Consider the following 13,576-nt stretch of genomic DNA (forward strand, 5'->3'; position numbering starts at 1 on the left):
CGACCGCCCGCGGCCGGCGCCGGACCGCTGAGCATGCCCGTGATCCTGGGGACTCATGGCACGCGAGTGACGCGCGGGGCGTCCAGGCGCCTCGTTCGATCATGGCGGGTTCTGGGTGCGTACGCCGGAAATTCGATTGCCGCCCGGGGGTCGCGGGCGCTTACCTTGCACGGCTCGCACGACCGGCCACCCGCCCGGCCCGGAAGACCCTGGAACGCCATGCAGATTCGTGAACTCCCGTACGCCGACCCAGGGATCCCCGATGTCCGCTCGGGAACCCGGTTCCTCCTCTGGCTCGGCCGCAACCAGCTCGGCGGACAGGTCAGGTCCCTGCTGTGGGGGATCCTGCTCCAGTTCGGCATCGCCGGGCTGCCGCTCGCCGTCGGCCTCGCCGTGCAGGCCGTCGTGGACCGCGACGGCGGACGGCTGGCGGTCGCGGGCGGGGTGCTCGCCGGGCTCGGCGCGGCGATCGCGGTCGGCGACATGATGGTGCACCGCACCGCCGTCACCAACTGGATCACCGCGGCCGCCCGCGTCCAGCAGCTGCTCGCCCGCAAGACCGCCGAGCTGGGCTCCGTCCTGACCCGGCGGGTCGCCGCGGGCGAGGTGGTGGCCGTCTCCACGGCGGACGTCGAGAAGATCGGCTGGTTCGTCGAGGCGCTCTCCCGGTTCGCCGCGGCGGCCCTCACCCTGGTGGCCGTCTGCGTGGCACTGGTGGTCTACCAGCCCGCGCTCGGCGTCCTGGTCGCGGTCGGCGTGCCCGTCCTCGCCCTGGCCGCGCTCCCGCTGCTCCCCCGCGCCACCCGACGCGCCGACGAACAGCGCGAGAAGGCGGGCAAGGCCACCGAACTCGCCTCCGACACGGTCGCCGGGCTGCGGGTGCTGCGCGGCATCGGCGGCGAGGAGCTCTTCCTCGGCCGCTACCGCGCGGCCTCCCAGGAGGTCCGCCGGGCCGCCGTGCGCAGCGCCCGGATGTGGGCGCTCATCGCGGCGATCCAGGTCCTGCTGCCGGGGGTCCTGCTCATCGCCGTGGTGGCGTACGGGGCGCGGCTGGCGCTCGACGGCCGCATCGCCGTCGGCGAGCTGGTCACCGTCTACGGCGCGGTGGCGCTGACGCACCATCCGTTGCGCCATTTCGAAGAGATCGCGATGGCGTTCTCCTTCTCCCGGCCGTCGGCGAAGCGGGCCGCGCGGGTGCTGTCGCTGTCGCGCGCGGCGACGCCCGGCACGGAGGACGGAGCGCGGCGGGCGGAGGCGGGATCACGCCCTCAGGAGGGCGCGGCCGGCGACGTGCGGGACCCGGAGGTGCGCGGCGCGGAGGACGAGGTACGGGCGCCGGAAGCCCACCCCCGGGGCCCGCGAGGCGACGTGCGCGAACGGGTGCCCGGCGCGCGGGCCGAGGCGGCCGGGGAGCTGTACGACCCGGTCACCGGGCTGCTCGCCCCGGCCGGCCTCTTCACGGCGGTCGTCTGCGGCGACCCGGACGCGGCCGGCCGGCTCGCGGACCGGCTCGGCGGGCACCCCACGGACCCGGGCGAGGGGCACGCCTCCGTGCTCCTGGACGGCGTGCCGCTGGACGAGCTGACGCTCGACGCCGCCCGGACCGCCGTCCTCGTCCAGGACAAGGACCCGGTCCTGCTCTCCGGCACCCTCCACGAGCTGCTGGACGTCCCCTCATCGGGCAAGGTCCCGGCGGCGGACGCCCTGGCCGCCGCCCAGTGCGGGGACGTGCTCGACGCGCTCGCGCAGGCGTCCGTCGACAGCGACGGCGACCCGATGAGGACCCGGATCACCGAGCGCGGCCGGTCCCTGTCCGGCGGTCAGCGCCAGCGCCTCGCGCTGGCCCGCTCGCTGGTCACCGACCCTGCGGTGCTGGTCCTGGACGAGCCGACCTCGGCGGTCGACTCGCACACCGAGGCCCGGGTGGCGGCCGGTGTCCGGCGGCTGCGGGACGGCGCCACGACCGTGGTCCTGGCCTCCTCGCCGCTGCTGCTCGACCTGGCGGACCGGGTCGTCCTCCTCGACGAGAACGAGGTGGTGGCCGTGGGGACGCATCGCCGGCTCCTGCGCGAGGAGCCGAGGTACCGCGCCGTCGTCACCCGCGAGACCGGGGACGAACCGGCCCTCGTCCCGGCCCCCGGCGCGGAGCCGGGCGGCCCGGGCTCGCCGCACCGACCGGACCGGGTCGACGGTCTCCGCGAGTTGCGGAGCCTCGACACCCTCGACGAGCTGGAAGGAGAGTCGGCATGATCGGCATCGCGCCACCGGCGTACGACCCGGCGGCCCCGCAGTCGGCGACGACGCTCCCCGTGGGCGGCACGGCGACCGTCCGCGCCTACGTCCGCGACCTGCTGAGCCGCCACCGCGGGGCCTTCGCCCTGCTCGTCGGCGTCAACGCGGCAGCGGTGATCGCCTCCATGGCCGGTCCGTACCTCCTGGGCTCGCTGGTCGAGCGGCTGGCCGACGGCGCGCGCGAGCTGCACCTCGGGCGCACGATCGCCCTCTTCGCGGCCGCGCTGCTCCTCCAGACCTTCTTCGTACGGCTGGTACGCCTCCGGGGCGCGATGCTCGGCGAGGAGATGCTGGCCGGCCTGCGCGAGGACTTCCTCGTACGGTCGGTGGGCCTGCCGCCCGGCGTCCTGGAGCGGGCCGGGACCGGCGACCTGCTCTCCCGCATCACCACCGACATCGACCGGCTGGCCAACGCCATGCGCGAGGCGGTGCCCCAGCTCGCCATCGGCGTGGTCTGGGCCGGGCTGCTGATCGGCGGCCTCGCCGTGACCGCGCCGCCGCTGGCGCTCGCGGTCCTGATCGCCGCGCCGCTGCTCGTGGTGGGCTGTCGCTGGTACTTCCGGCGGGCGCCGTCGGCCTACCGTTCGGAGGCCGCCGGTTACGCCGCCGTCGCGGCCGCGCTCGCCGAGACCGTCGACGCGGGCCGCACCGTCGAGGCGCACCGGCTCGGCGCCCGCCGGATCGCGCTCTCCGACCGGCGGGTCGCCGAGTGGACGGCGTGGGAGCGGTACACCCTCTTCCTCCGCTCGGTCCTCTTCCCGGTCGTCAACGTCACGCACACGACCGTCCTGGCGTCCGTGCTGCTGCTGGGCGGGGTGTTCGCGCTGCGGGGCTGGATCGACGTGGGACAGCTGACGACCGGCGCGCTGCTCGCCCAGATGCTGGTGGAGCCGATCGGGATCGTGCTGCGCTGGTACGACGAGCTGCAGGTGGCCCAGGTGTCGCTGGCGCGGCTGGTCGGCGTCCGGGACATCGAGCCGGACGCGGGCGACGCGTCGGTACGGCCGGAGGGGCGCACGGTCCGGGCGGACGAGGTCCACTTCGGTTACCGCGAAGGGGTCGACGTCCTGCACCGGGTGTCGATGGACGTCCCGCCGGGCACCCGGCTGGCGCTCGTCGGGCCGTCCGGCGCGGGCAAGTCGACGCTCGGCAGGCTGCTCGCGGGGATCTACGGACCGCGCTCCGGCTCGGTCACCCTCGGGGCGGCGGAGCTGGCGCGGATGCCCGCCGAGCGGATCCGGGAGCACGTGGCCCTGGTCAACCAGGAGCACCACGTCTTCGTGGGTTCGCTCCGGGACAATCTGCTGCTGGCCAGGACGGGCGCCGAGGACGCCGAGCTGTGGGCGGCGCTCGGGGCGGTGGACGCGGACGACTGGGCGCGGGGACTCGACGAGGGCCTGGAGACCGAGGTCGGCTCGGGCGGGTTCGCGCTGACCCCGGCGCAGGCCCAGCAGGTCGCCCTGGCCCGCCTGGTCCTGGCGGACCCGCACACGCTGGTCCTGGACGAGGCGACCTCCCTCCTGGATCCGCGCGCGGCCCGCCATCTGGAGCGCTCGCTGGCCCGCGTGCTGGAGGGCCGCACGGTCATCGCGATCGCCCACCGCCTCCACACCGCCCATGACGCGGACGTGATCGCGGTGGTCGAGGAGGGCCGGATCACCGAACTGGGCAGTCACCCGGACCTGGTGGCGGCGGACGGCGCGTACGCGGCCCTGTGGAGGTCCTGGCACGGCTGACCGGACGCGGGGGCACGGCGTCTACGGCAGGGCGGGGAGGAAGCCGAGTGCCGATGCCCCGCCCACGCCGCCGAGGACCATGAAGGCGGGCATGAGGACCTTCAGCTCCACCCAGCTGCCGGCCCGGAAGCGCATGAACTTCGGCGGGCCGACCGGGTACCACCGCTTGCGTCCCACCGGCACCGGCCACAGGATCGGGCAGCCGGAGACGGTCAGGGCGTCGCCGATGTCGTGGACGAGGGCGCCGAGGACGATCGGCAGGCCCAGCCACATGTACTCCTGGCCGGGAGCGGTGAAGAGCCAGTCGGAGCCGTTGCCCGGCTGGTCGAGGACGCCCGCGAGGATCCAGGCGCTGGTGGCGCCCAGCAGCCAGACGAGGACGTCGCTGGACATGCGGGCGGCCCGCCAGAGCAGGCCCTCCACCGCCAGGACGAGGTGGACGAAGAGGAGCGCGAGGACGGCCCAGCGACCGCCGGTGACCGCCGTCGCCGAGGCGCCGACGCCGATGAGGACCGCCCAGAGCCAGGTGTGGGTGAGCGTGCGGTGCCCTCCGGACCTGCGGGGGTCGGCGGCGGAGCGCGTGGCTTTGTAGACGGCGTACGAGAGCTTGTCGACGACCCCGCAGAGGCCCCGGGAGATCGGGCCGAAGGCGCGCGAGATGGTGGCGGACTTGTGGTCGAGGTCGGGTGCGAGGGCCGCGCCCGCGCAGATGAGCGCTCCGACGACGAGCACCGGCCACGGCATCGGGCGGTCCGCGGCGGCCGCCGCCGCTCCGACGCCCAGCCAGGCCGCCGCTCCGGACAGCGAGTGCGCCGGTCCCATCATGCTCGTTTCCCGCCCCGTTCCACCTGCGCCGGCGCCGAGTTGACGGCCGGTCGACGGGCCAGCGTATCGTCCGTGATCTTGCCCTGGGCGGCCGGTTCCCTCATCCGGGCGGATCCCAGGCAAGATGGAGGCGTGACCCTTATCGATCAGCTGCCGCCGAACGCCGACCCCGACGCCCTCTTCGAGGCTTTCTCCTCATGGGCGGAGGGCCGGGGCATCACGCTCTACCCGGCCCAGGAGGAGGCGCTGATCGAGGTGGTCTCCGGCGCCAACGTGGTGCTCTCCACGCCCACCGGCTCGGGAAAGTCGCTGGTGGCGGCGGGTGCGCACTTCACGGCGCTCGCCAACGACCAGGTGACCTTCTACACCGCGCCGATCAAGGCGCTGGTGTCGGAGAAGTTCTTCGACCTGTGCAAGCTCTTCGGCACCGAGAACGTCGGCATGCTGACCGGTGACGCGTCCGTGAACGCCGACGCGCCGGTCATCTGCTGTACGGCCGAGGTGCTGGCGTCCATCGCGCTGCGGGACGGGAAGCACGCCGACATCGGCCAGGTCGTGATGGACGAGTTCCATTTCTACGCCGAGCAGGACCGGGGCTGGGCCTGGCAGATCCCGATCCTGGAACTCCCCCAGGCGCAGTTCGTCCTCATGTCGGCGACGCTCGGTGACGTCTCGATGTTCGAGAAGGACCTGACGCGGCGCACCGGCCGCCCGACCTCGGTCGTCCGCTCGGCGACCCGGCCGGTGCCCCTCTCGTACGAGTACCGGCTCACGCCCATCACGGACACCCTGACCGAGCTCCTGGAGACCAAGCAGGCTCCGGTCTACATCGTGCACTTCACGCAGGCGCAGGCCGTGGAGCGGGCGCAGTCGCTGATGAGCATCAACATGTGCTCGCGCGACGAGAAGGACAAGATCGCCGAGCTGATCGGCTCTTTCCGCTTCACCACCAAGTTCGGCCAGAACCTGTCGCGGTTCGTGCGGCACGGCATCGGCGTCCACCACGCCGGCATGCTGCCGAAGTACCGCCGGCTCGTCGAGAAGCTGGCGCAGGCGGGTCTGCTGAAGGTGATCTGCGGTACGGACACGCTGGGCGTCGGGGTCAACGTCCCCATCCGGACGGTGCTGTTCACGGCGCTGACGAAGTACGACGGCAACCGGGTGCGGACGCTGCGGGCGCGGGAGTTCCACCAGATCGCGGGGCGGGCCGGCCGGGCCGGCTTCGACACCGCCGGTCTCGTGGTCGCGCAGGCCCCGGAGCACGTCATCGAGAACGAGAAGGCGCTCGCCAAGGCGGGCGACGACCCGAAGAAGCGCCGCAAGGTGGTGCGCAAGAAGGCCCCGGAGGGCTTCGTCGCCTGGAGCGACACCACCTTCGAGAAGCTGATCGCCGCCGAGCCGGAGCCGCTGACCTCCCGGTTCAAGGTCACGAACATCATGCTGCTGTCGGTGATCGCCCGGCCGGGGAACGCGTTCGAGGCGATGCGCAAGCTCCTGGAGGACAACCACGAGCCGCGCAAGGCGCAGCTGCGGCACATCCGCCGGGCCATCGCGATCTACCGCTCGCTGCTCGACGGCGGTGTGGTGGAGCAGCTGGACACCCCGGACGCCGAGGGGCGCACGATCCGGCTCACGGTCGACCTGCAGCAGGACTTCGCGCTCAACCAGCCGCTGTCGACGTTCGCGCTGGCAGCGTTCGACCTGCTCGACCGGGAGTCCCCGTCGTACGCCCTGGACATGGTGTCGGTGGTCGAGTCGACCCTCGACGATCCGCGCCAGATCCTCGCCGCCATGCAGAACAAGGCGCGCGGCGAGGCGGTCGGGCAGATGAAGGCGGACGGCGTCGAGTACGAGGAGCGGATGGAGCGGCTCCAGGACATCTCGTACCCCAAGCCGCTGGGCGAGCTGCTCTGGCACGCGTACGACGTCTACCGCAAGTCCCACCCGTGGGTGGGCGACCACCCGGTCTCGCCGAAGTCCGTCGTCCGTGACATGTACGAACGGGCGCTGACCTTCACGGAGTTCACCTCCTGGTACGAGCTGGCGCGGACCGAGGGCATCGTGCTGCGCTATCTCGCGAGCGCGTACAAGGCGCTGGACCACACCATCCCGGACGATCTGAAGACCGAGGACCTCACCGATCTGATCGAGTGGCTGGGCGAGATGGTGCGCCAGGTCGACTCCTCGCTGCTCGACGAGTGGGAGCAGCTGGCCAATCCGGAGGTCGAGACGGCCGAGGAGGCCCAGGAGAAGGCCGACCAGGTCAAGCCGGTCACGGCGAACGCCCGGGCCTTCCGGGTCCTGGTGCGCAACGCGATGTTCCGTCGGGTGGAGCTGGCGGCGCTGGACAACGTGGACGCGCTGGGAGAGCTGGACGGGGACGCGGGCTGGGACGCGGACGCCTGGGGCGAGGCGATGGACGCGTACTGGGACGAGTACGACGATCTCGGTACGGGTCCGGACGCGCGCGGGCCGAAGCTGCTGTCGATCGAGGAGGACGCGGCGCACGGCCTGTGGCGCGTCCGGCAGACGTTCGCCGACCCGAACGGCGACCATGACTGGGGCATCGGCGCGGAGGTGGATCTCGCCGCCTCCGACGAGGAGGGCCGGGCGATCGTCCGCGTGACGTCCGTCGGACAGCTGTAGAGGAGCGCAGTCGTGACCAACCCCGCCGAGAGGCTCGTCGATCTGCTCGATCTGGAGCAGATCGAGGTCGACATCTTCCGTGGCCGCAGCCCGCAGGAGTCCCTGCAGCGGGTCTTCGGCGGCCAGGTCGCGGGCCAGGCCCTGGTGGCGGCCGGCCGGACCACGGAGGGCGACCGTCCGGTCCATTCGCTGCACGCGTACTTCCTGCGGCCGGGACGCCCCGGGGTTCCGATCGTCTACCAGGTGGAGCGGGTGCGGGACGGCCGTTCGTTCACCACCCGCCGGGTGACGGCGATCCAGCAGGGGCGGACGATCTTCAACCTGACGGCCTCCTTCCACCTGCCGGAGGAGGCCGGGTTCGAGCACCAGCTTCCGCCGCGGCACATGACGGACCCGGAGACCCTGCCGAGGCTCGCGGACGAGATCCGCGACCACCTCGGCGAGCTGCCGGAGGCCCTGGAGCGGATGGCGCGCCGCCAGCCCTTCGACATCCGCTACGTCGACCGGCTGCGCTGGACGAAGGACGAGGTCCGGGACGCGGATCCGCGGAGCGCGGTGTGGATGCGTGCGGTGGGCCCGTTGGGCGACGACCCGCTGGTGCACACGTGTGCGTTGACCTACGCCTCGGACATGACGCTGCTGGACGCGGTGCGCATCCCGGTGGAGCCGCTCTGGGGCCCACGGGGGTTCGACATGGCGTCGCTGGACCACGCGATGTGGTTCCACCGGCCCTTCCGTGCGGACGAGTGGTTCCTCTACGACCAGGAATCCCCGATCGCGACCGGCGGACGCGGCCTGGCGCGCGGCCGGATCTACGACCGCGAGGGACGGCTGCTGGTGTCCGTGGTGCAGGAGGGGCTTTTCCGGAAGCTCTGAGCGAGCCGGGACGTTTCGCGGAGTACCCGGGAGCTCTGGGTACGGTGGAAGCCACTGTTTCGACGAGGAGACCTTGATGAGCCTGTACGACATTCCGCTGCGCACCCTGACCGGCGAGCCGATCTCGCTCGCCGACTACCGCGACCAGGCGGTCCTGGTGGTGAACGTGGCCTCCAAGTGCGGTCTGACGCCGCAGTACGCCGGTCTGGAGCGGCTGCAGAAGGAGTACGGCGAGCGCGGCTTCACAGTCCTCGGCGTGCCGTGCAACCAGTTCGCGGGCCAGGAGCCGGGGGACGCCGACGAGATCCGGACGTTCTGCTCGGCGACGTACGGCGTGACGTTCCCGCTGCTGGAGAAGACGGACGTGAACGGCGACGGCCGCCACGCCCTCTACACCGAGCTGACGCGGGTCCCGGACGCCGAGGGCGAGGCCGGGGACGTGCAGTGGAACTTCGAGAAGTTCCTGATCGGCCGCGACGGTCAGGTGACCCGCTTCCGTCCGCGCACCGAGCCGGACGCCCCGGAGGTCCTCGCCGCCATCGAGGCGCAGCTCTCCGCCTGACGCCGAGCGGAGGAAGCGGGTCCGGCGAGATCGATCATGTAATGTGAGCGACTCCAGTAGCGGACGAACGAGGAGGTGGGACCCATTCACGCCATGCAGGCAGGGTGCTCCCCCTCGATGACCGGACGGTCGGCCCGACACGGGTGACCACGGGGGCCCCTCGGCTTCCCGGAAGGTTTCATGCCGCTCGACCCGTCTTCCTCCCTCCGTTCCGCCACCGTCTCCCGGCTGCGCGCCGCCGGCTGCGTCTTCGCCGAGGACGAGGCGGAACTCCTCTTCTCCGCCGCCCGCGGCACCGGTGAACTCGACGCGATGGTCGGCCGGCGCGCCGCCGGCCTCCCCCTCGAACACGTCGTGGGCTGGGCCGCGTTCGCCGGCCTGCGGATCGCCGTCGACCCGGGGGTGTTCGTGCCCCGGCGGCGTACGGAGTTCCTGGTCGAGCAGGCCGTGGGCCTGGCCCGGCCGGGGTCCGTCTGCGTCGACCTGTGCTGCGGCTCCGGCGCGGCCGGCGCGGTGCTGCTCTCCGCCGTCGAGGGCGTGGAACTGTACGCCTCCGACATCGACCCGACGGCCGTGCGCTGCGCGCGGCGCAACCTCGAACCGCTCGGCGGCCTCGTCCATGAGGGCGACCTGTTCGCCGCGCTGCCGGACTCCCTGAGCGGGCGGATCGAGGTGCTCGTCGCCAATGTGCCGTACGTACCGACCGAGGAGGTCGGGCTGCTGCCGCCGGAGGCGCGCGACCACGAGCCGCTGGTGGCGCTCGACGGCGGCGCGGACGGCCTGGAGGTGTTGCGCCGGGTGGCGGCCGAGGCCGCCGACTGGCTGGCGCCGGGCGGGACCCTGCTGGTCGAGACGAGCGAGCGCCAGGCCGCCCGGGCCGTCGCGGCGGTCTCCGGGCACGGCCTGACGCCGCGGGTGGTCATGTGCGAGGAGCGCTACGCGACCGTTCTGGTCTCCACCCGGTCCTGAGCACCCGCCCAGTGTGCGCGTCCCGGACTCGGCCTACGCGGTGCGGGAGCGCAGGCGGACGCGGGCCTGTCCGGCCGCCTGGAGGGTGATCCCGGAGGCGACCGGCACCTCGGTGTCGACCGCTTCCAGGCCGTACTGCTGGAGGATCATCGAGAGGGCGATCACGGACTCCAGCATGGAGAAGTGCTGGCCGATGCAGGCGCGCGGGCCGCCGCCGAAGGGGAACCAGGCGTAGCGGGGCCGGGCCGCCTCGGCCTCGGGGGTGAACCGCTCGGGGTCGAAGCGCTCCGGGTCCTGCCAGTAGTCGGGGTGCCGGTGGGTGACCCAGGCGGAGACGATCACGTCGGCGCCGGCCGGGATGGTGTGGCCGCCGATCCGGGTGGCGGCGACGGCGCGGCGGCCGACGGCGGGGGCGGCCGGGAAGAGCCGCATGGCCTCTTTGAGCACCCGGGTGAGGTAGGGCAGGGCGTCGAGGTCTGCCGCCCCGGGGGTCCGTCCCGCCAGGACGCGGTCGACCTCCTCGTGGCACCGCTTCTGCTCGTCGGGGTGGAGGGCGAGGAGGTGCAGGGCGAAGCCGAGGGAGGTGGCTGTCGTCTCGTGACCGGCGAGCAGGAAGACCAGGACCTGTTCGCGCAGTTCGGAGGCGTCGAAGCTGCCGTCCTCGGCGCTCTCGGCCTCGGCGAGCAGGGTCAGCAGGTCCTGGCCGCCGTCGGCCGTTCCGGCCGCCCGGCGCTCGGCGATGATCCGGTCGCAGACGGCGTACAGCTCCTCGTGCGCGGCGGCGGCGCGGCGGTTGCCCGGGGTGGGCCAGTCGCGCGGGAGGTTGACGGGCGAGAAGCCACGCCGGAAGACGTACTGGTTCAGTACCGGGAAGGCCCGCTCGACGATCTCCACGGCGGCGTCGACGTCCGTGCCGAAGAGGATCCGGGAGACGGCGCGCAGGGCGAACCGGGTCATCTCGTCGAGGACGTCGACGGTGGCGTCGGGGGCGTTCGCCCAGGTGCGGGTGACGGCCGTGACCTCGGCGGCGACGGCGTCGGCGTAGCCGTCGACGCGGCGGCGGGTGAAGAGCGGCTGGACGAGCCGGCGCTGACGGAGGTAGTCGTCGTCCTGGCTGGTCAGCAGGCCGTTGCCGAAGGACTCGCGCAGCTCCTGGTAGAAGTGGTTGTCCTTGCGGAAGTTGGCGGACTCGGTGGCCAGGACCTGCTGGACGCCCTCGGCGGAGAAGACGCCGTAGACGCTGCCGCGCAGGCCGGGCGGGCCGGCGGTGATGCGGACGACGTCCCCGTGCTCGTTCCGGGCGCGCAGGAAGGTGCCGAGCGAGTCGTTCTTGAGGTCGAGCATCGACCCGAGCAGCGGGTGCCCCGCCGGTCCCGGTACCTCGGTGGTGGTGGTCGTCATGTGTGCGTTGCCCCCTGAATGGTCACCCGGCCTGGCGGTTCTCCCGTCCAACGTAGCCTGCCGGGCGAGGGGCCGAACAGCCCGGCGCGGTCGGCCCGTTGGCGGGGACCGGGCCGGGACGCGCGGTCGCGGGGGCGTCTTCGCGGGCGTGGCCCGGGGGCGTTGTCAGTGCCGTCTGGGACGCTCGCGTCATGGAACCGATCGAGATGACCCTGCAGCTCACCATCGACTGCGCCGAGCCCCAGCGGCTCGTGCCGTTCTGGGCGCAGGCCCTGCGCTATGTGCCGGAGCCGCCGCCGGCCGGGCACGCGAGCTGGCGGGCGTACTGGGAGGCGACCGGTGTGCCGGAGGAGGAGCTGCCGGACGGCGCCGGGGACCTGCCCGAGTCGATCGTGGACCCCAAGGGGGTCGGCCCGCGGGTCTGGTTCCAGCACGTGCCCGAGCCGAAGACGGTGAAGAACCGCGTGCACCTCGATCTGAAGGTGGGCGGCGGCCGGGCCGTGCCGCTGGCGACGCGCCGGGAGCGGGTGGACGGGGAGGTGGCACGGCTGACGGCGCTGGGCGCGTCGGTGCTGTACGCGATGGACGAGCCGGAGGGGATGGACTATTACGCGGTGGTGCTCCAGGACCCGGAGGGCAACGAGTTCTGCGTGGTGTGACGGGCCGGCTTGGGGCGTTCTGCGAGTGAGCCGAAGGGGCGCGCGCAGGTCCGGGCCGGTTCGGGTGAGCGTGCCAGGGCCGGCTTGGGGCGTTCGGCGAGTGAGCCGAAGGGGCGCGCGGCTGTCGAAAGTGAGGTCGCGCGCAGGTCCCGAGGTACGAGGGACCGAGCACGTCCGACTGTCGACAGCCGCACGAAGCGCCCCGGAGGCGAACCGAGCCCACAAAAAAAGGGGGCGGCCTAGCGGATCGGCATGCCGGAGAGGGTGCGGGCGATGACCAGGCGCTGGATCTCGCTGGTGCCTTCGAAGATGGTGTAGATGGCGGCGTCGCGGTGCATGCGCTCGACGGGGTATTCGCGGGTGTAGCCGTTGCCGCCGAGGATCTGGATGGCTTGGCCGGTGACCTTCTTGGCGACCTCGCTGGCGTACAGCTTGGACATGGAGCCTTCGGCGGAGGTGAAGGGTTTGCCGGCGGTCGCCATCCAGGAGGCGCGCCAGACGAGTAGCCGGGCGGCGTCGATCTGGGTGCGCATGTCGGCGAGTTGGAAGGCGATGCCCTGGTTGTCGATGATCGGGCGGCCGAACTGCTCGCGGGTTTTGGCGTAGTCCAGGGCGACTTCGTAGGCCGCGCGTGCGGTGCCGACGGCCATGGCGCCGACGGCGGGGCGGGAGGCTTCGAAGGTGGCCATGGCGGCGTTTTTGACTCTTTCGCCGCCGCCTGCCTTGGCCTTCTCGCGGGCGCGGGCCAGGCGTTCGTCGAGCTTTTCCTTGCCGCCGAGGAGGCAGTGGCCGGGGATGCGGACGTTTTCCAGGACGACTTCGGCGGTGTGGGAGGCGCGGATGCCGTGTTTCTGGAATTTCTGGCCCTGTGAGAGGCCGGGGGTGTGGGGCGGCACGATGAAGGAGGCGTGGCCCTTGGAGCCGAGGGCGGGGTCGACGGCGGCCACCACGACGTGGACGTTGGCTATGCCGCCGTTGGTCGCCCAGGTCTTGGTGCCGTTGAGGACCCATTCGTCTTTGGCTTGGTCGTAGACGGCGCGGGTGCGCAGGGAGGCGACGTCCGAGCCGGCGTCGGGTTCGGAGGAGCAGAAGGCGGCGACTTTGACGTCGTCGGCGTCGCCGTACATCTGTGGGATCCAGGTGCCGATCTGTTCCTCGGTGCCGTTGGCGAGGACGCCGACGGCTGCGAGGCCGGTGCCGACGATAGAGAGGGCGATGCCGGCGTCGCCCCAGAAGAGCTCTTCCATCGCCATCGGGATGCCGAGTCCGGTCGGGTCGAAGAATTGCTGGGCGTAGAAGTCGAGCGAGTAGATGCCGATTTTGGCGGCTTCCTGGATGATCGGCCAGGGGGTCTCCTCACGCTCGTCCCACTCGGCGGCGGCGGGGCGCATCACGTTCTCGGCGAATCCGTGCAGCCAGTCACGGACCTGCTTCTGGTCGTCGTTGAGTTCGAGCGTGAACTCGGCCATGTTCCCTCCCAGCACTACGTTACTTGCGGTAACGGCAGTCTGTTACCGGCAAGTAGGCGCTGTCAACCTGCACAGAAGCCGTCCGGCCCGCGCCGCACGAGGCGCCGAACTGGTGTTACGTTGCGACAGCCTCACGGAATT

General features: G+C 72.4%; 10 protein-coding genes. 7 read left to right on the forward strand and 3 right to left on the reverse strand.

All coding sequences use genetic code 11. From position 1 onward, the window contains the following. Positions 1-219 precede the first annotated feature (219 nt). Both ACFZBD_RS09510 and ACFZBD_RS09515 read left to right on the forward strand, forming a co-directional pair. Positions 220-2,250, forward strand: a complete 2,031-nt coding sequence (locus ACFZBD_RS09510) for an ABC transporter transmembrane domain-containing protein (protein WP_391138196.1) — start codon at positions 220-222, stop codon at positions 2,248-2,250. After that, on the forward strand, positions 2,247-4,028 hold the full coding sequence (locus ACFZBD_RS09515; RefSeq protein WP_391138201.1) for an ABC transporter transmembrane domain-containing protein: 1,782 nt from the start codon (positions 2,247-2,249) through the stop codon (positions 4,026-4,028). Before ACFZBD_RS09510 ends, ACFZBD_RS09515 begins: the two co-directional genes overlap by 4 nt. A gap of 21 nt (positions 4,029-4,049) precedes the next feature. On the opposite strand, the gene ACFZBD_RS09520 is transcribed toward ACFZBD_RS09515, so the two are convergent. Beyond that, a complete protein-coding gene (locus ACFZBD_RS09520) occupies positions 4,050-4,853 on the reverse strand; it encodes a metal-dependent hydrolase (protein WP_391138204.1) in 804 nt (267 codons plus the stop codon). A gap of 132 nt (positions 4,854-4,985) precedes the next feature. Here ACFZBD_RS09520 and ACFZBD_RS09525 point away from each other — a divergent pair, with 132 nt between their 5' ends. The 4 genes from ACFZBD_RS09525 to ACFZBD_RS09540 all read left to right on the forward strand — a co-directional run bounded on the left by ACFZBD_RS09525 (position 4,986) and on the right by ACFZBD_RS09540 (position 9,906). After that, positions 4,986-7,499: a DUF3516 domain-containing protein gene (locus ACFZBD_RS09525; protein WP_391138207.1), complete on the forward strand. Its 2,514-nt coding sequence runs from the start codon at positions 4,986-4,988 to the stop codon at positions 7,497-7,499. Positions 7,500-7,511: 12 nt separating this feature from the next. Further along, on the forward strand, positions 7,512-8,375 hold the full coding sequence (locus tag ACFZBD_RS09530; RefSeq protein WP_391138210.1) for an acyl-CoA thioesterase domain-containing protein: 864 nt from the start codon (positions 7,512-7,514) through the stop codon (positions 8,373-8,375). Between the two features lie 76 nt (positions 8,376-8,451). Beyond that, positions 8,452-8,937 carry a redoxin domain-containing protein gene (locus ACFZBD_RS09535; protein WP_391138213.1) on the forward strand — a complete coding sequence of 162 codons (486 nt, stop codon included), beginning with the start codon at positions 8,452-8,454 and terminating at the stop codon, positions 8,935-8,937. A 180-nt stretch (positions 8,938-9,117) separates the two neighbouring features. Next, positions 9,118-9,906, forward strand: coding sequence for a putative protein N(5)-glutamine methyltransferase (locus tag ACFZBD_RS09540; RefSeq protein WP_391138216.1), 789 nt, complete (start codon positions 9,118-9,120; stop codon positions 9,904-9,906). Positions 9,907-9,939: 33 nt separating this feature from the next. Here ACFZBD_RS09540 and ACFZBD_RS09545 read toward each other — a convergent pair whose 3' ends face one another. Further along, positions 9,940-11,307 carry a cytochrome P450 gene (locus ACFZBD_RS09545; protein WP_391138219.1) on the reverse strand — a complete coding sequence of 456 codons (1,368 nt, stop codon included), beginning with the start codon at positions 11,305-11,307 and terminating at the stop codon, positions 9,940-9,942. Between the two features lie 191 nt (positions 11,308-11,498). Here ACFZBD_RS09545 and ACFZBD_RS09550 point away from each other — a divergent pair, with 191 nt between their 5' ends. After that, entirely contained in the window at positions 11,499-11,966 is a 468-nt protein-coding gene (locus tag ACFZBD_RS09550) for a VOC family protein (protein WP_391138222.1), read from the forward strand. Between the two features lie 239 nt (positions 11,967-12,205). On the opposite strand, the gene ACFZBD_RS09555 is transcribed toward ACFZBD_RS09550, so the two are convergent. After that, positions 12,206-13,435: an acyl-CoA dehydrogenase family protein gene (locus tag ACFZBD_RS09555; protein WP_391138225.1), complete on the reverse strand. Its 1,230-nt coding sequence runs from the start codon at positions 13,433-13,435 to the stop codon at positions 12,206-12,208. Positions 13,436-13,576: the final 141 nt, after the last annotated feature.

The organism is Streptomyces sp. NPDC008121 (assembly GCF_042957155.1).
Taxonomy (GTDB): Bacteria; Actinomycetota; Actinomycetes; order Streptomycetales; family Streptomycetaceae; genus Streptomyces.